The organism is Pseudomonas sp. CBS (assembly GCF_024734645.1).
Classification (GTDB): domain Bacteria; phylum Pseudomonadota; class Gammaproteobacteria; order Pseudomonadales; family Pseudomonadaceae; genus Aquipseudomonas.
This window is the reverse complement of the sequence record NZ_CP102929.1, coordinates 3,245,397-3,263,369: the sequence shown is the minus strand read 5'-3', so window position 1 is coordinate 3,263,369 and position 17,973 is coordinate 3,245,397. Positions and strand designations below refer to the sequence as shown.

General features: G+C 61.2%; 16 protein-coding genes. All 16 read left to right on the top strand.

Features of this window, described 5'->3' with window-relative positions; all coding sequences use genetic code 11:
• The first annotated feature begins 110 nt into the window (after positions 1-110).
• On the top strand, positions 111-566 hold the full coding sequence (gene mraZ, locus NVB75_RS14770) for a division/cell wall cluster transcriptional repressor MraZ (RefSeq protein ID WP_003171868.1): 456 nt from the start codon (positions 111-113) through the stop codon (positions 564-566).
• Positions 563-1,510, top strand: coding sequence for a 16S rRNA (cytosine(1402)-N(4))-methyltransferase RsmH (rsmH, locus tag NVB75_RS14765; protein WP_003216201.1), 948 nt, complete (start codon positions 563-565; stop codon positions 1,508-1,510). Before mraZ ends, rsmH begins: the two co-directional genes overlap by 4 nt.
• Positions 1,507-1,800: a cell division protein FtsL gene (gene ftsL, locus NVB75_RS14760; protein WP_003216203.1), complete on the top strand. Its 294-nt coding sequence runs from the start codon at positions 1,507-1,509 to the stop codon at positions 1,798-1,800. Before rsmH ends, ftsL begins: the two co-directional genes overlap by 4 nt.
• Entirely contained in the window at positions 1,800-3,542 is a 1,743-nt protein-coding gene (locus NVB75_RS14755; RefSeq protein ID WP_258348627.1) for a penicillin-binding protein 2, read from the top strand. Before ftsL ends, NVB75_RS14755 begins: the two co-directional genes overlap by 1 nt.
• Positions 3,542-5,005, top strand: a complete 1,464-nt coding sequence (locus tag NVB75_RS14750) for a UDP-N-acetylmuramoyl-L-alanyl-D-glutamate--2,6-diaminopimelate ligase (RefSeq protein ID WP_258347888.1) — start codon at positions 3,542-3,544, stop codon at positions 5,003-5,005. Before NVB75_RS14755 ends, NVB75_RS14750 begins: the two co-directional genes overlap by 1 nt.
• A complete protein-coding gene (gene murF, locus NVB75_RS14745) occupies positions 4,998-6,368 on the top strand; it encodes a UDP-N-acetylmuramoyl-tripeptide--D-alanyl-D-alanine ligase (RefSeq protein ID WP_258347886.1) in 1,371 nt (456 codons plus the stop codon). Before NVB75_RS14750 ends, murF begins: the two co-directional genes overlap by 8 nt.
• A complete protein-coding gene (gene mraY, locus NVB75_RS14740) occupies positions 6,368-7,450 on the top strand; it encodes a phospho-N-acetylmuramoyl-pentapeptide-transferase (protein WP_017477688.1) in 1,083 nt (360 codons plus the stop codon). Before murF ends, mraY begins: the two co-directional genes overlap by 1 nt.
• Before the next feature lie 6 nt (positions 7,451-7,456).
• Positions 7,457-8,803: a UDP-N-acetylmuramoyl-L-alanine--D-glutamate ligase gene (gene murD / locus NVB75_RS14735; RefSeq protein WP_076014386.1), complete on the top strand. Its 1,347-nt coding sequence runs from the start codon at positions 7,457-7,459 to the stop codon at positions 8,801-8,803.
• On the top strand, positions 8,800-10,023 hold the full coding sequence (gene ftsW / locus NVB75_RS14730; protein WP_010170479.1) for a putative lipid II flippase FtsW: 1,224 nt from the start codon (positions 8,800-8,802) through the stop codon (positions 10,021-10,023). The genes murD and ftsW overlap by 4 nt, the downstream gene beginning before the upstream one ends.
• Positions 10,013-11,083, top strand: a complete 1,071-nt coding sequence (gene murG / locus NVB75_RS14725; RefSeq protein WP_201140109.1) for an undecaprenyldiphospho-muramoylpentapeptide beta-N-acetylglucosaminyltransferase — start codon at positions 10,013-10,015, stop codon at positions 11,081-11,083. Before ftsW ends, murG begins: the two co-directional genes overlap by 11 nt.
• Positions 11,076-12,521 (top strand): UDP-N-acetylmuramate--L-alanine ligase, encoded by a 1,446-nt coding sequence (gene murC / locus NVB75_RS14720; RefSeq protein ID WP_258347876.1) that lies wholly within the window; start codon positions 11,076-11,078, stop codon positions 12,519-12,521. The genes murG and murC overlap by 8 nt, the downstream gene beginning before the upstream one ends.
• A complete protein-coding gene (locus NVB75_RS14715) occupies positions 12,518-13,474 on the top strand; it encodes a D-alanine--D-alanine ligase (protein ID WP_258347874.1) in 957 nt (318 codons plus the stop codon). Before murC ends, NVB75_RS14715 begins: the two co-directional genes overlap by 4 nt.
• A gap of 4 nt (positions 13,475-13,478) precedes the next feature.
• Positions 13,479-14,345, top strand: a complete 867-nt coding sequence (locus tag NVB75_RS14710) for a cell division protein FtsQ/DivIB (RefSeq protein ID WP_029615882.1) — start codon at positions 13,479-13,481, stop codon at positions 14,343-14,345.
• 15 nt (positions 14,346-14,360) lie between these two features.
• Positions 14,361-15,623: a cell division protein FtsA gene (gene ftsA / locus NVB75_RS14705; RefSeq protein WP_003216224.1), complete on the top strand. Its 1,263-nt coding sequence runs from the start codon at positions 14,361-14,363 to the stop codon at positions 15,621-15,623.
• Positions 15,624-15,688: 65 nt separating this feature from the next.
• Positions 15,689-16,885, top strand: coding sequence for a cell division protein FtsZ (gene ftsZ, locus NVB75_RS14700; RefSeq protein WP_003216225.1), 1,197 nt, complete (start codon positions 15,689-15,691; stop codon positions 16,883-16,885).
• Positions 16,886-16,997: 112 nt separating this feature from the next.
• Entirely contained in the window at positions 16,998-17,909 is a 912-nt protein-coding gene (gene lpxC / locus NVB75_RS14695; RefSeq protein ID WP_003216227.1) for a UDP-3-O-acyl-N-acetylglucosamine deacetylase, read from the top strand.
• The last annotated feature ends 64 nt before the right edge of the window (positions 17,910-17,973 follow it).

Genomic DNA, 17,973 nt, shown 5'->3' with positions numbered 1-17,973 from the left:
CGCGCCTTGACGGTGTGGTGGGCGCATTCCTATAGTGTGCGCAAGTGGCGGAAAGTGGCACAAAGTGGGTTTTTTGAACGTAAAACGCTAAAATTTGGAGAAACGCATCTGTGTTTCGCGGAGCTAACGCTATCAGTCTCGATGCAAAAGGCCGTCTCGCCATGCCGAGCCGGTATCGTGACGAGCTCATTTCGCGAAGTTCCGGGCAATTAATCATCACCATCGATGCTGTTGACCCTTGTTTATGTGTTTACCCGCTCGATGAGTGGGAGCTGATTGAAACCAAGTTGCGTGCGCTGCCTTCACTGCGTGAAGAGAACCGCCGCCTGCAACGTTTGCTGATTGGTAATGCCGTCGACCTCGAACTCGATGGCAGTGGTCGTTTCCTGGTTCCACCGCGTCTGCGCGAATACGCCAAGTTGGACAAGCGCGCGATGCTGGTAGGCCAACTGAACAAGTTCCAATTGTGGGACGAAGATGCCTGGGATGCTGTTTCTGCAGCTGACCTGGCTGCTATTCAACAACCGGGCGCCATGCCTGATGAACTGCGTGATTTGATCCTGTGACTATTGATAGCGGCTTTAACCACATCACCGTACTGCTTGACGAAGCCGTTGAGGCTCTCGCCGTACGCGCGGATGGCTGCTATTTGGATGGCACTTTCGGCAGGGGCGGGCACAGTCGGCTGATTCTCAGCCAGCTTGGTCCGGACGGTAAGCTCCTCGGGTTCGACAAAGACCCTCAAGCGATTGCCACCGGGCAAGCGCTAGCGGCCGAAGACGGCCGCTTTGTCGTTGTGCAGCGTAGCTTTGCCGAGCTCGGCGCAGAAGTGGCCGAACGTGGCATGGCGGGCAAGGTGGCCGGGGTTCTGCTGGACCTGGGCGTGTCTTCGCCACAGCTGGACGACCCTGAGCGGGGCTTCAGTTTCATGAACGACGGCCCGCTGGACATGCGCATGGACCCAAGCCGTGGCATCAGCGCCGCGCAGTTCATCGCCACCGCGCCTCACGAAGAAATCACCCGCGTATTCAAGGAATACGGCGAAGAGCGCTTCGCCGGCCGCATGGCGCGTGCCGTGGTTGAACGCCGTGAAATCCAGCCGTTCGAACGCACCGCTGACTTGGCTGAAGTGCTGAAAGTCGCCAACCCTGCCTGGGAAAAGGGCAAGAACCCGGCAACCCGTGCGTTCCAGGGCCTGCGCATTCACGTCAACAACGAATTGGGCGATCTGGAAGCCGGCCTTGAAGCCGCCCTGGAAGCGCTGGAAGTGGGCGGTCGCCTGGTGGTGATCAGCTTCCACTCCCTGGAAGACCGCATCGTCAAATTGTTCATGCGTCGTCTGGTCAAGGGCGAATCCGACAACCTGCCGCGCAACCTGCCGGTACGGTACGAAGCCTTTGTGCCGAAAATCAAAATCCATGGCAAAGCGCAGTTCGCTTCCGAAGCCGAACTCAAGGCCAACCCACGTGCCCGTAGCGCTGTCATGCGCGTTGCGGAGAAGTTGCGGTGAGCAAGCTTTTCGCCAAGCCCCTCCCGGGCGGCAGCTTCTTTATGTTGCTGTTGTTTGTTGGCGTGCTGGTATCCGCGATTGCGGTGTCCTACAGCGCCCACTACAACCGTCAACTGCTCAATACCCTGTACGGGGAACTGAGTGTGCGCGACAAAGCGCAGGCGGAGTGGGGCCGGTTGATCCTGGAGCAAAGCACCTGGACAGCCCACAGCCGCATCGAAGTGCTGGCCACTGAACAGCTCAAGATGCACATCCCGGGCGCTGCAGAAGTTCGCATGGTGGCGCCATGATGAAACTTGAGGGCGCACTCTACCCATGGCGTTTCCGTTTGGTGCTGGGGTTGTTGGCACTGATGGTGGGCGCGATTGCCTGGCGGATTATCGACCTGCAAGTGGTGGACCGTGACTTCCTGATCGGCCAGGGCGATGCCCGTAGCCTGCGGCATATCCCGATTCCTGCGCACCGTGGCCTGATCACCGACCGTAATGGCGAGCCTCTGGCCGTCAGTACCCCGGTGACCACCCTGTGGGCCAACGCCAAGGAAATGCAGACCGCCAAGGACAAATGGCCGGAACTCGCTGCTGCCTTGGGCCAGGACCCGAAAGCCCTGAGCGAACGCCTCGAAGCCCAGGCCAATAAAGAATTCATCTACCTGGTTCGCGGGCTTACCCCTGAACAAGGCCAGCAAGTGCTTGACCTTAAAGTCCCCGGTGTCTACGGCATCGAGGAATTTCGGCGTTTCTACCCGGCCGGCGAAACCACTGCCCATATGGTGGGTTTCACCGACATTGATGATCACGGTCGCGAAGGCGTGGAACTCGCCTACGACGAATGGCTGGCCGGGGTTCCCGGCAAGCGGCAGGTCATCAAGGATCGGCGCGGCAGACTGATCAAGGATGTCCAGGTCACCAAAAACGCCAAGGCCGGTAAGCCCTTGGCGTTGTCGATTGACCTGCGCCTGCAATACCTGGCCAACCGCGAGCTGCGTAACGCGATCATCGAGAACGGTGCGAAAGCCGGCAGCCTGGTGATCATGGACGTGAAGACCGGCGAGATTCTCGCCATGGTCAACCAGCCGACCTACAACCCGAATAACCGTCGCAACCTGCAGCCGGCGATGATGCGCAACCGCGCCATGATTGACGTGTTCGAGCCCGGTTCGACCATGAAAGCCATCTCCATGAGTGCCGCCCTGGAAACCGGGCGCTGGAAGCCCTCCGACAAGGTCGAGGTCTACCCGGGCACCCTGCAGTTGGGCAAATACACCATTCGTGACGTGTCCCGTAGCGAAGGCCCGGTGCTGGATCTGACAGGTATCCTGATCAACTCCAGTAACGTGGGCATGAGTAAGGTCGCCTTCGATATCGGCGGCGAAGCCATCTACCACCTCGCGCAAAAAATCGGCCTGGGCCAACCCACTGGCCTGGACTTCCCGGGCGAGCGTGTGGGCAACCTGCCGAACTACCGCGACTGGAAAAAGGCCGAGACTGCAACGCTTTCCTACGGTTATGGCCTGTCGGTTACCGCGATCCAACTGGCCCACGCCTTCTCGGTGCTGGCCAACAATGGCCGCATGGTGCCGTTGAGCTTGATTCACCTCGACGAGGCACCGCCTGCGACCCAGGTCATCCCGGAAAACGTCGCCAAGACCATGCAAGGCATGCTGCAACAAGTGATCGAAGCACCGCGCGGCGTTTTCCGTGCCCAGGTGCCGGCGTATCACGTGGCAGGCAAGTCCGGTACCGCGCGTAAAACCGCCGTAGGCACCAAGGGCTACGCCGAAAACTCCTACCGCTCGCTGTTCGCAGGCTTCGGCCCGATGAGCGATCCGCGTTACGCCATCGTTGTGGTGATCGATGAACCGAGCAAAGCCGGTTACTTCGGTGGCCTGGTATCGGCGCCGGTGTTCAGCAAAGTGATGTCCGGGACGTTGCGCCTGATGAACATCACGCCGGACAACCTGCCGGCTACCCAACAAGCGAACGCCGGGCCGCCGGTCGCAGCTGTAAAAGCCAATGGAGGGCGTGGCTGATGTCTCTTAGCCTGAACAAGATTTTTGCCCACGCTGGCCGCGATCTGCTGATTCGCGAGTTGACGCTGGACAGCCGTAACGTGCGTGCCGGTGACCTGTTCCTGGCTGTACCGGGTGGCAAGTTCGATGGCCGTGACCATATTGCCGACGCGCTGAAACGCGGTGCGGCAGCAGTGGCCTATGAAGTGGAAGGCGCCACTGTGCTGCCGATCACCGACGTGCCATTGATTCCGGTCAAGGGGCTGGCGGCGCAGTTGTCGGACATCGCCGGGCGCTTTTATGGCGACCCGAGCCGTACCCTGAACCTGGTGGGCGTGACCGGCACCAACGGCAAGACCAGCGTGACCCAATTGGTTGCCCAGGCGCTTGACCTGCTGGGCCAGCATTGCGGCATCGTCGGTACCCTGGGCACCGGTTTCTACGGCGCGCTGCAAAGCGGCCTGCACACCACGCCTAACCCGATTGCCGTACAGGCGACCCTGGCCGACCTGAAAAAGGCCGGTGCCAAGGCGGTTGCCATGGAAGTCTCGTCCCACGGTCTGGACCAGGGCCGCGTGACTGCCCTGGCGTTCGACGTGGCGGTGATGACCAACCTGTCCCGCGATCACCTGGATTACCACGGGACCATGGAGGCATACGCCGCCACCAAGGCCCGGCTGTTTGCCTGGAATGACCTGAAGTGCCGGGTGGTCAACCTGGACGACGAATTCGGTCGCCAACTCGCCGCCGCCAAAGGTGACGGTCGCTTGATCAGCTACAGCCTGGAAGATTCCAGCGCCTACCTGTATTGCCGTGAAGCCACCTTTGATGACGAAGGTGTGCGCGCCACCCTGGTGACGCCGCAGGGCGAGCACCATTTGCGCAGCACCTTGCTCGGGCGTTTCAACCTGAGCAACGTATTGGCCGCCGTCGGTGCCTTGCTTGGCCTGGATTACGCCCTCGACGAAATCCTGCGCGTGTTGCCGAAGCTGGAAGGCCCGGCCGGTCGCATGCAGCGTCTTGGCGGCGGCACCCAGCCGTTGGTAGTGGTCGATTACGCCCACACGCCAGACGCCCTGGAAAAAATCCTGCAAGCCCTGCGTCCCCACGCCAAGGGCAAGTTGCTGTGCCTGTTCGGCTGTGGCGGTGACCGCGATCGCGGCAAGCGCCCGCTGATGGCTGAAATCGTCGAGCGCCTGGCCGATGGCGTACTGGTCACTGACGACAACCCGCGCAGCGAAGACCCACGCCAGATTTTCGATGACATTCGTGTCGGCTTTAAAGATGCGTCCAAAGCTACCTTCGTTGCCGGCCGCGGTGCAGCCATCGCCCAATTGATCGCCAGCGCGAGTGCTGACGACGTGGTGGTGCTGGCCGGTAAAGGCCACGAGGACTATCAGGAAATCAACGGCGAACGTCACGCTTTCTCCGATCTGGTCGAGGCCGATCATGCCTTGACCGCGTGGGAGGTGGCCCATGCTTAAGGCGCTCACATTCAGCGAACTGACCCAGGCCTTGTCGGCCCGCGTGCTGTCGGCTGATTGCAGCTTTGATGGGGTCAGCATCGACAGCCGTACCATTAAGCCCGGGCAACTGTTTGTCGCCTTGGCCGGCCCAAGTTTTGATGGCCATGACTACTTGAATGACGTCGCCGCCAAAGGCGCCGTCGGCGCTCTGGTGCAGCGCGAAGTTGCTGACTCGACACTGCCGCAATTGCTGGTAGCTGACACCCGCCTGGCCCTCGGCCAACTGGGTGCGCTGAACCGTGCCGCTTTCACCAATCCTGTCGCGGCCATCACCGGCTCCAGCGGCAAAACCACGGTCAAGGAATTGCTGGCCGGGATCCTGCGCACGCGTGGGCCGGTCCTGGCGACTCGCGGTAACCTGAACAATGACTTCGGCGCTCCGCTGACCCTGCTCGAACTGGCCCCGGAACACACGGCGGCCGTCATCGAACTGGGTGCTTCGCGCATCGGCGAAATCGCCTACACCGTGGCCATGACCAAGCCTCACGTCGCGGTGATCAGCAACGCCGGCACCGCCCACGTCGGCGAGTTTGGCGGCCCTGAAAAGATCGTTGAAGCCAAGGGCGAAATCATCGAAGGCCTCGACGCGTCCGGCACCGCCGTGCTGAACCTCGACGACAAGGCTTTCGAAACCTGGCGTGTACGTGCCGCCGGTCGCAAGGTCTTGAGCTTCGCGGTGCACAACGCCGCTGCCGATTTCCATGCCTCGAATATCAAAGCCGACGCTCGTGGCTGCCCATCCTTCACCCTGCATACCCCGCAAGGTGACGAGCACGTACAGCTGAACCTGCTAGGCAACCATAACGTCGCGAACGCCCTGGCCGCTGCTGCTGCTGCCCATGTGCTGGGCGTGTCGTTGTTTGGCATCGCCACTGGCCTTGGCGCAGTGCAACCGGTCAAGGGTCGCACCGTCGCGCAACTGGCCAGCAACGGCATGCGCGTGATTGATGACACCTACAACGCCAACCAGTCCTCGATCTGTGCCGCCATCGACCTGCTGACCAGCTTCGACGGTCGCAAGGTGCTGGTACTGGGGGACATCGCCGAGTTAGGCGAGTGGGCGGAACAGTCTCACCGTGAAGTCGGTGCGTACGCCGCCGGCAAGGTCGACGCCCTGTACGCCGTTGGGCCGAACATGCTCCATGCCGTGGACACCTTCGGGCCGGGCGCCAGGCATTTCGCCAGCCAGGCCGAGCTGATCCAGGCGCTGAGCGCAGCTGAACAAGACAAGCACACCACTATTTTGATCAAGGGATCGCGCAGCGCGGTGATGGAAAACGTCGTCGCGGCCTTGTGTGGCTCAAGTACGGAGAAACATTAATGCTGCTGCTGCTGGCTGAGTATCTGCAACAGTTCCACAAAGGCTTCGCGGTCTTTCAGTACCTGACCCTGCGCGGGATTCTGGGTGTGCTGACCGCGCTGTCGTTGTCGCTGTTCCTCGGGCCATGGATGATCCGTACCCTGCAAAACCTGCAAATCGGCCAGTCCGTGCGCAACGACGGCCCGCAGTCGCACCTGTCCAAGTCCGGCACTCCGACCATGGGCGGCGCGTTGATCCTGTCGTCCATCGGCATCAGTACGCTGCTGTGGGCTGACCTGCATAACCGCTACGTCTGGACCGTGCTGCTGGTGACCCTGCTGTTCGGCGCCATCGGCTGGGTGGATGACTACCGTAAGGTGATCGAGAAGAACTCCAAGGGGCTGCCAAGCCGCTGGAAGTATTTCTGGCAGTCGGTATTCGGCCTGGCGGCGGCGATCTTCCTTTATACGACTGCGCCAAGCGCGGTCGAGACCACCCTGATCATCCCGATGCTCAAGGACGCCAGCATCCCGCTGGGTGTCGGCTTCGTGGTACTGACTTACTTCGTGATCGTCGGCTCGAGCAACGCGGTCAACCTGACTGACGGCCTCGACGGCCTGGCGATCATGCCGACGGTGATGGTGGGCGGCGCGCTCGGCATCTTCTGCTACCTGTCGGGTAACGTGAAATTCGCTGAATACCTGCTGATCCCGTATGTACCGGGCGCGGGTGAACTGATCGTGTTCTGCGGCGCGTTGATCGGTGCGGGCCTGGGATTCCTGTGGTTCAACACCTATCCGGCACAAGTCTTCATGGGCGACGTCGGCGCACTGGCGCTGGGCGCGGCCCTGGGCACCATCGCGGTGATCGTCCGCCAGGAAATCGTCCTGTTCATCATGGGCGGTGTGTTCGTGATGGAAACCCTGTCGGTGGTGATCCAGGTTGCCTCCTTCAAATTGACCGGGCGCCGCGTGTTCCGCATGGCGCCGATTCACCACCACTTTGAACTCAAGGGCTGGCCTGAGCCGCGGGTGATTGTCCGTTTCTGGATTATCACCGTGATTCTGGTTCTGTTCGGCCTTGCCACCCTGAAACTGAGGTAGAAACGAGTGTCCCTGATCGCTTCAGACCACTTCCGCATCGTTGTCGGCCTCGGCAAGAGCGGCATGTCCCTGGTTCGCTTCCTGGCGAACCGGGGCACGTCGTTTGCCGTGGCCGATACGCGGGAAAATCCACCGGAGCTGGTCACGCTGCGCCGTGACTACCCGCACGTGGAAGTGCGTTGTGGCGAGCTGGATGTCGAGTTTCTGTGCCGTGCCGATGAGCTCTACGTGAGCCCCGGCCTGGCCCTGGCGACCCCGGCCCTGCAAGCGGCGGCGGCCCGTGGCGTGAAGTTGTCCGGCGATATCGAGCTGTTCGCGCGTAACGCGAAGGCGCCGATCGTGGCTATCAGTGGTTCCAACGCCAAAAGCACCGTCACCACCCTGGTGGGCGAGATGGCGGCTGCGGCCGGCAAGCGCGTGGCCGTGGGCGGCAACCTCGGTACGCCGGCGCTGGACCTGCTCAACGACGACGTCGAGCTGTACGTGATGGAGCTGTCGAGCTTCCAGCTGGAAACCACCGACCAGCTCAACGCTGAAGTGGCCACCGTGCTCAACGTCAGCGAAGACCACATGGACCGCTACAGCGGCCTGCCGGCCTATCACCTGGCCAAGCACCGGATCTTCCGTGGCGCGCGGCAAGTGGTGGTGAACCGTCAGGATGCCCTGAGCCGTCCGCTGATCGGCGAAGGTCTGCCGTGCTGGACCTTCGGCCTGAACAAACCCGACTTCAAGGCTTTCGGCCTTCGGGAAGAGAACGGCGAGAAATACCTGGCCTTTGAATTCCAGAACCTGATGCCGGTGCGCGAACTGAAAATCCGTGGCGCCCACAACCAGGCCAATGCCCTGGCGGCGCTGGCACTCGGTCACGCGGTTGGCTTGCCGTTCGACGCCATGCTCTCGGCCCTGCGTAGCTTTGCCGGCCTTGAGCATCGCTGCCAGTGGGTTCGCGAGCTGGATGGCGTTGGCTATTACAACGATTCCAAGGCCACCAACGTCGGTGCGGCACTAGCTGCCATCGAAGGTTTGGGTGCCGACATTCAAGGCAAGGTCGTGCTGATCGCCGGTGGCGACGGCAAGGGTGCCGACTTCAAGGACCTCAAAGGCCCGGTCGCTGCCAACTGCCGCGCCGTGGTGTTGATGGGCCGTGATTCCGGCTTGATCGCCGATGCCCTGGGCGACGCCGTACCGCAGGTGCGCGCGCAGTCCCTGGACGATGCCATTGCCCAATCCAAAGCCTTGGCTCAGCCGGGCGATGTGGTGCTGCTGTCGCCTGCCTGCGCGAGTTTCGACATGTTCAAGAACTACGAAGAGCGCGGCCAGCTGTTCGCCCGCGCCGTGGAGGCCTTGGCATGAGTATCAATTTGCGCAACATCATCAAGCCGTACCCGTCGCCGATCATCACCGGGCGCGGTATCGACCTGGACTTCCCGATGCTTGCCGGTTGCCTGGCGCTGCTGGGCCTGGGCCTGGTGATGATCACCTCGGCGTCCTCGGAAGTGGCCGCCGTGCAGTCGGGCAACACCCTGTACATGATGATCCGTCACCTGGTGTACCTGGTGATCGGTCTCGGTGCCTGCATCGTCACCATGATGATCCCGATTGCCACCTGGCAGCGCCTGGGTTGGCTGATGCTGGTGGGCGCGTTCGGCCTGTTGGTGATGGTGATCCTGCCCGGCATCGGGCGTGAGGTGAACGGTTCGATGCGCTGGATCGGCTTCGGTGCGTTCAACGTGCAGCCGTCGGAAATCGCCAAGGTGTTCGTGGTGATCTACCTCGCCGGTTACCTGGTGCGGCGCCAGAAAGAAGTACGCGAAAGCTGGATGGGCTTCTTCAAGCCGTTCATCGTGCTGCTGCCCATGGCCGGCCTGTTGCTGATGGAGCCGGACTTCGGTGCCACCGTCGTAATGATGGGGGCGGCGGCGGCGATGCTGTTCCTCGGTGGCGTGGGCCTGTTCCGCTTCACCTTGATGGTGGTGCTGGCGGTGGCCGCCGTGACCATTCTGGTGCAGGCGCAACCCTACCGGATGGCGCGTCTGATTACCTTTACCGACCCATGGTCCGATCAATTCGGTTCCGGCTACCAGTTGACCCAGGCGTTGATCGCCTTCGGTCGCGGCGAGTGGCTGGGCGTGGGCCTGGGCAACAGCGTGCAGAAGCAGTTCTACCTGCCGGAAGCCCACACCGACTTCGTGTTCTCGGTACTCGCCGAAGAGCTGGGCGTGGTCGGTTCGTTGTGCACCGTCGCGCTGTTCGTATTCGTGTGTGTACGCGGCATGTACATCGGCCTGTGGGCCGAGAAAGCCAAACAGTATTTCGCCGCTTACGTAGCGTACGGCTTGTCGTTCCTGTGGATCGGCCAGTTTCTGATCAATATCGGGGTGAACGTCGGCTTGCTGCCGACCAAGGGCCTGACCTTGCCGTTCCTCAGTTACGGCGGCAGTTCGTTGGTGATTTGCTGCGCCTGTCTCGGCTTATTGCTGCGCATCGAGTGGGAGAGTCGAACCCACCTGGGCAGCGAAGAGATGGAGTTCAGCGAGAGCGACTTCGCCGAGGAGCCGAACCATGGGCGCTAACGTGCTGATCATGGCGGGCGGCACCGGTGGCCACGTGTTCCCGGCGCTGGCCTGTGCCCGCGAATTCCAGAACCGCGGCTACAGCGTGCATTGGCTCGGTACGCCCCGTGGCATCGAAAACGATCTGGTACCGAATGCCGGCTTGCCGCTGCATTTGATCAACGTCACCGGCCTGCGTGGCAAGGGCAAATTGTCCCTGCTCAAGGCGCCGTTCGTGTTGCTCAAAGCGGTGTGGCAGGCGCGCAAGGTGATCCGTGAAGTGAAGCCGGTGTGCGTGCTGGGCTTTGGTGGATACGTCACCGGCCCCGGCGGCGTCGCGGCAAAACTCGCCGGTGTGCCGGTGATCGTCCACGAGCAGAACGCCGTGGCCGGCACCGCCAACCGCCTGCTGGTGCCTTTGGCTGCCCGGGTGTGCGAGGCCTTCCCGAAGACCTTTGGTGCTGCGGACAAGCTGCGCACCACCGGCAACCCGGTGCGTACCGAACTGTTCATGGACATCGCCCGCCAGCCGTTGGCCGGTCGCAAGGCGCACCTGTTGATCCTGGGCGGAAGCCTGGGCGCGGAGCCCTTGAACAAATTGCTGCCTGAAGCGGTGTCGCAACTCCCTGAGGAACTGCGCCCCGAGATCTTCCATCAGGCCGGCAAGAACCACGATGAAGTGACCGCCACGCGCTACCGCGAAGCGGGTGTGGAGGCGAATGTGCAGCCCTTCATCAAAGACATGGCCCAAGCCTATGGCTGGGCCGACCTGGTGGTCTGTCGCGCCGGCGCGCTGACCGTCAGTGAACTGGCTGCCGCCGGTCTGCCGTCCTTGCTGGTGCCTTTGCCCCACGCAATCGACGATCACCAGACCCGCAACGCCGAATATTTGGCTGGGGAGGGCGCTGCCTTCCTGCTGCCGCAAAGAACGACTGGCGCCGCCGATTTGGCCGCACGCCTGACCGAGGTTTTGATGCAACCGGAACGACTGAACAGCATGGCGAGCACCGCAAGCCGCCTGGCCAAACCTGACGCAACCCGCACCGTGGTCGATATCTGCCTGGAGGTGGCCCATGGTTGAGAATCAGAAAGCCATGCCACAGCCGGAAATGCGCCGCATCCGTCGCATCCACTTCGTCGGTATCGGCGGCGTGGGCATGTGCGGGATCGCCGAAGTATTGCTGAACCTGGGTTATCAGGTGTCCGGCTCCGACCTGAAAATGTCGCCGGTCACCGAGCGCCTGGAGTCGTTTGGCGCGAAAATCTTTATCGGCCACCGCGCCGAGAACGCCGCCGAAGCCGATGTGCTGGTGGTCTCCAGTGCCGTGAACACCTCCAACCCGGAAGTGGCCACTGCTCTTGAACGCCGCATTCCCGTGGTACCGCGCGCCGAGATGCTGGCCGAGCTGATGCGCTACCGCCACGGCATTGCCGTCGCCGGTACCCACGGCAAGACCACCACCACCAGCCTGATCGCCTCCGTGTTCGCCGCCGGTGGCCTGGACCCGACGTTCGTGATCGGTGGCCGCCTGAATGCAGCCGGCACCAATGCACAGCTCGGTACCAGCCGCTACCTGATCGCCGAAGCCGATGAAAGCGACGCCAGCTTCCTGCACCTGCAACCGCTGGTGGCCGTGGTGACCAACATCGACGCCGACCACATGGCGACCTACGACGGCGACTTCAACAAACTGAAGAAAACCTTCGTCGAGTTCCTGCACAACCTGCCGTTCTACGGTTTGGCCGTGATGTGCCTGGACGATCCGGTGGTGCGCGAAATCCTGCCGCTGGTCAAGCGTCCGACCGTGACCTACGGCTTCAGCGAAGACTGCGACGTGCGCGCAATCAATGTGCGCCAGCAGGGCATGCAGACCTTCTTCACCGTGCTGCGTCCTGACCGCGAGCCGCTGGATGTCTCGGTGAACATGCCGGGCAACCACAACGTACTCAACTCCCTGGCGACCATCTGCATCGCCTCTGACGAAGGCGTCAGCGATGAAGCCATCGTCGAAGGCCTGTCGGGTTTTGCCGGCGTAGGTCGTCGCTTCCAGGTGTACGGCGAACTGCCGGTGGACGGCGGCAACGTGATGCTGGTGGACGACTACGGTCACCACCCGACCGAAGTCGCAGCGGTGATCAAGGCCGTACGCGGTGGCTGGCCGGAACGCCGCCTGGTGATGGTGTACCAGCCGCACCGCTACAGCCGTACCCGCGACCTGTACGACGACTTCGTCAATGTACTGGCGGATGCCAACGTGTTGCTGCTGATGGAAGTCTACCCGGCCGGTGAAGAGCCGATCCCGGGCGCCGACAGCCGCAAGCTGTGCAACAGCATCCGTCAACGCGGCCAGCTGGACCCGATCTACATCGAACGCGGTGTGGACCTCGCGCCAATCGTCAAGCCGCTGCTGCGTGCCGGCGACATCCTGCTGTGCCAGGGTGCCGGTGATATCGGTGGCCTCGCCCCTAAATTGCTGGCAAGTCCGCTGTTCGCCGCTGCACAGGGGAAGTCGAAATGACCACTGACTACGGCTCGCTGTTCTCTACCATTCAACCTGCCGACTTCGGCCGCGTCGCGGTGCTGTTCGGTGGCAAAAGTGCTGAGCGTGAAGTGTCGCTGAAGTCCGGCAACGCCGTACTGGAAGCGCTGCAAAGCGCCGGTGTGAACGCGTTCGGCATCGACGTGGGCGATGACTTCCTGTCGCGCCTGCAGGCCGAAAAGATCGACCGCGCCTTCGTCATTCTTCACGGCCGTGGCGGTGAAGACGGCAGCATGCAAGGCCTGCTGGAATGCCTGGGCATTCCGTACACCGGCAGCGGCATCCTCGCTTCGGCGCTGGCCATGGACAAGTTGCGCACCAAACAGGTGTGGCACAGCCTGGGTATTCCGACCCCGCGTCACAGCGTGCTGTGCAGCGAAGACGATTGTATTTCTGCAGCCAAGGAACTGGGCCTGCCTTTGATCGTCAAACCAGCCCATGAAGGCTCCAGTATCGGCATGGCTAAAGTGAACTCAGCCGCCGAATTGATTGACGCATGGAAAGCGGCCAGTACCTACGATTCGCAAGTGTTGGTGGAACAGTGGATTCAAGGTCCCGAGTTCACCATCGCTACGCTGCGTGGCCAGGTATTGCCGCCTATCGCATTGGGCACGCCCCACACCTTTTATGACTACGACGCCAAGTATGTGGCCTCCGATACTCAGTACCGGATCCCGTGCGGCCTCGACGCAACCAAGGAACAGGAATTGATGGACCTCACGGCGCAAGCCTGTGAGGCGCTGGGTATCGCCGGTTGGGCGCGGGCAGACGTGATGCAGGATGACCAAGGGAATTTCTGGTTCCTTGAAGTCAACACCGCACCCGGGATGACCGATCACAGCCTGGTACCTATGGCCGCTCGTGCCGCCGGTTTGGATTTCCAGCAGTTGGTGCTGGCGATCCTGGCCGCAAGCATTGAGCCCCGAGGCTAAGACCATGAACGGCGCATCGCTTCGTCATCAGCAACCCGCTCCCGGCCGCAAGCCGGTGCCGCGTGGTGCCAGCCGAATGGTGGCTAAAGAGCCGATGTCGGCGCGCATGCCGAAAGCCAATTTTGGTTTTCTGAAGGCGCTGTTCTGGCCGGTGATTCTGGTGGCGTTGGGGTTTGGTACGTACGAAGGCGCCCAGCGTCTGTTGCCGTATGCCGACCGGCCGATCACCAAGATCAGCGTGCAGGGCGACTTGAGTTATATCAGCCAGCAAGCCGTGCAGCAGCGAATCGCCCCGTTTGTGGCGTCGAGCTTCTTCACCATCGACCTGGCAGGCATGCGTTCCGAGCTGGAACAGATGCCATGGATTGCCCACGCCGAAGTTCGTCGCGTGTGGCCGGATCAGGTAACGATCCGCCTGGAAGAACAACTGCCCGTGGCCCGTTGGGGCGATGGACAGTTGTTGAACAACCAGGGCCAGGCATTTGCGCCTCGCGAAGTGGCGAATTACGAGCACCTGCCGCAGTTGTTCGGGCCACAGCGGGCGCAGCAGCAAGTGATGCAGCAGTACCAGGCGTTGAGCCAGATGCTGCGGCCGTTGGGTTTCTCGATTGCGCGACTGGAATTGCGCGAGCGGGGCAGCTGGTTTTTGACCACGGGTGCAGGCAGTTCCGGCCCGGGCATCGAGTTGTTGCTGGGACGCGGCAACCTGGTGGAAAAGATGCGCCGTTTTATCGCCATCTATGAAAAGACCTTGAAAGAACAGATTACGAACATTGCGAGCATCGACCTGCGTTACGCCAACGGCCTTGCCGTCGGCTGGCGGGCCCCTGCGGCGCCCACGGCAGCGCAACCTGCTGTCGCGAAGAATTAAGAAGAGGCAGGACCCATGGCAAACGTGCAAAGCGGCAAAATGATCGTCGGTCTGGATATCGGCACCTCCAAGGTGGTGGCGCTGGTAGGCGAGGTCGCGGACGACGGCACGCTGGAAATCGTCGGAATCGGCACGCATCCGTCCCGGGGCCTGAAGAAGGGCGTGGTGGTGAATATTGAATCCACCGTGCAATCGATCCAGCGCGCCATCGAAGAAGCGCAGCTGATGGCCGGTTGCCGGATTCACTCGGCATTTGTCGGTGTTGCCGGCAACCACATCCGCAGCCTGAATTCCCACGGCATCGTGGCGATTCGCGACCGTGAAGTCAGCTCGGCTGACCTGGAGCGGGTACTCGACGCAGCGCAAGCCGTGGCGATCCCGGCTGACCAGCGCGTGCTGCACACGCTGCCGCAGGATTACGTGATCGACAACCAGGAAGGCGTTCGCGAGCCCCTGGGTATGTCGGGCGTACGTCTGGAAGCCAAGGTTCACGTGGTGACCTGCGCCGTCAACGCTGCACAGAACATTGAAAAATGCGTGCGCCGCTGCGGCCTGGAAATCGACGACATCATTCTCGAGCAGTTGGCTTCGGCTTACTCGGTACTGACCGACGACGAAAAAGAACTGGGCGTGTGCCTGGTGGACATCGGCGGCGGCACCACGGACATCGCGATCTTCACCGAGGGTGCGATCCGTCACACCGCTGTGATCCCGATTGCCGGTGACCAGGTGACCAACGACATCGCCATGGCGTTGCGCACCCCGACCCAGTACGCCGAAGAAATCAAGATCCGTTACGCCTGCGCCCTGGCCAAGCTGGCCGGTGCCGGTGAAACCATCAAGGTGCCGAGCGTGGGCGACCGTCCACCGCGCGAACTGTCGCGCCAGGCGTTGGCCGAAGTGGTTGAACCGCGCTACGACGAATTGTTCACCCTGATCCAGGCTGAACTGCGCCGCAGCGGCTACGAAGATTTGATCCCGGCCGGCATCGTGCTGACCGGTGGCACTTCGAAGATGGAAGGCGCGGTCGAACTGGCCGAGGAAATCTTCCACATGCCTGTGCGCCTGGGCGTGCCCCATGGCGTGAAAGGCTTGGGTGACGTGGTGCGTAACCCGATTTATTCCACCGGTGTGGGCTTGCTGTTGTACGGGCTGCAAAAGCAGACCGACGGCATTTCCCTGTCGGGCCCGAGCAACCGCGACAGCTACAGAAGCGACGACGAAGCGAAAGCGCCGTTGTTCGAGCGGTTGCAGGCTTGGGTTAAAGGCAATTTCTAAAGATTTACCGCAACACCGTTTCAAGTAGTAGGCGAAAAAACTAGAGAAATGAAAGGAGAGGGAAAATGTTCGAACTCGTAGACAACATCCCCGCAAGCCCGGTCATCAAAGTGATCGGCGTCGGCGGTGGCGGCGGCAACGCTGTCAACCACATGGTCAAAAGCAACATTGAAGGCGTTGAATTCATCTGCGCCAACACTGACGCCCAGGCCCTCAAAAGCATCGGTGCACGCACCATCCTGCAATTGGGCACAGCCGTGACCAAGGGCCTGGGTGCCGGCGCGAATCCGGAAGTCGGCCGTCAAGCCGCTCTGGAAGACCGCGAGCGCATTGCTGAAGTGCTGCAAGGCACCAACATGGTGTTCATCACCACGGGCATGGGCGGTGGTACCGGTACCGGTGCTGCGCCGATCATTGCCGAAGTGGCCAAGGAAATGGGGATCCTGACGGTTGCCGTCGTGACCCGTCCGTTCCCGTTCGAAGGTCGCAAGCGCATGCAGATCGCCGATGAAGGCATCCGTCTGCTGTCCGAAAGCGTCGACTCGTTGATCACTATTCCCAACGAGAAGCTGCTGACCATCCTCGGTAAGGACGCCAGCTTGCTGTCGGCTTTCGCCAAGGCTGACGATGTACTGGCCGGTGCCGTTCGCGGTATCTCCGACATCATCAAGCGTCCGGGCATGATCAACGTCGACTTTGCCGACGTACGTACCGTGATGAGCGAAATGGGCATGGCGATGATGGGCACTGGCTGCGCCAGCGGTCCGAACCGTGCACGCGAAGCTACCGAAGCGGCCATCCGCAACCCGTTGCTGGAAGACGTGAACCTGCAAGGTGCACGCGGCATCCTGGTGAACATCACCGCCGGTCCTGACCTGTCCCTGGGTGAGTACTCCGACGTGGGTAGCATCATCGAAGCCTTCGCTTCCGAGCACGCCATGGTCAAAGTCGGTACTGTTATCGATCCAGACATGCGCGACGAACTGCACGTGACCGTTGTTGCTACCGGCCTGGGTGCAAAAATCGAGAAGCCTGTAAAGGTGATCGACAATACCGTCCATACCAGCCACGCCAGCCAGCAAGCTGCCGCTCCAGCGCCTTCGCGCCAGGAACTGCCGTCTGTGAACTATCGTGACCTGGATCGTCCGACCGTGATGCGCAACCAGGCTCAGGCCGGTGCTGCTGCATCCCGTAGCCCGAATCCGCAAGATGACCTGGACTACCTGGACATCCCGGCTTTCCTGCGTCGTCAGGCCGATTAATGGAATGTATCAGGGCTATGAAGGTGATTGGTGTTCAGCAAAGGTCTGGTCTGCTATTATCGCCAGCCTTTGTTGATACCAGTTCGCAATTTGCGCTGAAGCGGTCCAAGCCATGATTAAACAACGCACCCTGAAGAATATTATCCGTGCCACAGGTGTAGGTCTGCACTCCGGGGAGAAGGTATACCTGACCCTCAAGCCCGCACCTGTCGACACCGGCATCGTGTTTGTTCGTGCCGACCTGGACCCTGTGGTGCAGATTCCTGCTCGCGCGGAAAATGTTGGCGAAACCACGATGTCGACCACGTTGGTCAACGGTGACGTCAAAGTGGACACGGTGGAGCACTTGCTCTCGGCCATGGCCGGTCTGGGCATCGATAACGCCTACGTCGAGCTCTCCGCGTCCGAAGTCCCAATCATGGATGGCAGCGCCGGACCCTTCGTATTCTTGATTCAATCTGCCGGCCTGGAAGAACAGGACGCAGCCAAGAAGTTCATTCGCATTCTGCGGGAAGTGACAGTAGAAGACGGCGACAAGCGCGCCACCTTCGTCCCGTTCGAAGGCTTTAAAGTGAGCTTTGAGATCGATTTCGATCACCCGGTATTCCGTGACCGCACACAAAGTGCAAGCGTGGATTTTTCCAGCACTTCGTTTGTAAAAGAAGTCAGCCGCGCCCGTACCTTTGGTTTCATGAGTGACATCGAGTACCTGCGCAAGCACAACCTCGCACTCGGCGGCAGCGTTGAAAACGCCATTGTGGTCGACGCGGATGGTGTACTGAACGAAGACGGCCTTCGCTATGAAGACGAATTCGTGAAGCACAAAATTCTCGATGCAATCGGTGACCTCTACCTGCTGGGCAATAGCCTGATAGGCGAGTTCAAAGGCTTCAAGTCTGGCCACGCCCTGAACAACCAACTGCTGCGCAAGCTGATTGCACAGACAGATGCCTGGGAAGTCGTGACCTTCGAAGATGCCAGCACCGCACCGATCTCTTACATGCGTCCCGTCGCGGCGGTGTAAGTAACAACTCTCTTTCCTTTTGTTTTTAAAGGCTGCCTCCGGGTGGCCTTTTTTTTGATCTTCC

Bases quoted from the DNA above. Each gene is read 5' to 3' on its own strand.
- NVB75_RS14755 (WP_258348627.1), top strand. From the start codon at position 1,800: ATGAAACTTGAGGGCGCACTCTACCCATGGCGTTTCCGTTTGGTGCTG.
- NVB75_RS14750 (WP_258347888.1), top strand. From the start codon at position 3,542: ATGTCTCTTAGCCTGAACAAGATTTTTGCCCACGCTGGCCGCGATCTG.
- murF (WP_258347886.1), top strand. From the start codon at position 4,998: ATGCTTAAGGCGCTCACATTCAGCGAACTGACCCAGGCCTTGTCGGCC.
- mraY (WP_017477688.1), top strand. From the start codon at position 6,368: ATGCTGCTGCTGCTGGCTGAGTATCTGCAACAGTTCCACAAAGGCTTC.
- ftsW (WP_010170479.1), top strand. From the start codon at position 8,800: ATGAGTATCAATTTGCGCAACATCATCAAGCCGTACCCGTCGCCGATC.
- murG (WP_201140109.1), top strand. From the start codon at position 10,013: ATGGGCGCTAACGTGCTGATCATGGCGGGCGGCACCGGTGGCCACGTG.
- murC (WP_258347876.1), top strand. From the start codon at position 11,076: ATGGTTGAGAATCAGAAAGCCATGCCACAGCCGGAAATGCGCCGCATC.
- NVB75_RS14715 (WP_258347874.1), top strand. From the start codon at position 12,518: ATGACCACTGACTACGGCTCGCTGTTCTCTACCATTCAACCTGCCGAC.
- NVB75_RS14710 (WP_029615882.1), top strand. From the start codon at position 13,479: ATGAACGGCGCATCGCTTCGTCATCAGCAACCCGCTCCCGGCCGCAAG.
- ftsA (WP_003216224.1), top strand. From the start codon at position 14,361: ATGGCAAACGTGCAAAGCGGCAAAATGATCGTCGGTCTGGATATCGGC.
- ftsZ (WP_003216225.1), top strand. From the start codon at position 15,689: ATGTTCGAACTCGTAGACAACATCCCCGCAAGCCCGGTCATCAAAGTG.
- lpxC (WP_003216227.1), top strand. From the start codon at position 16,998: ATGATTAAACAACGCACCCTGAAGAATATTATCCGTGCCACAGGTGTA.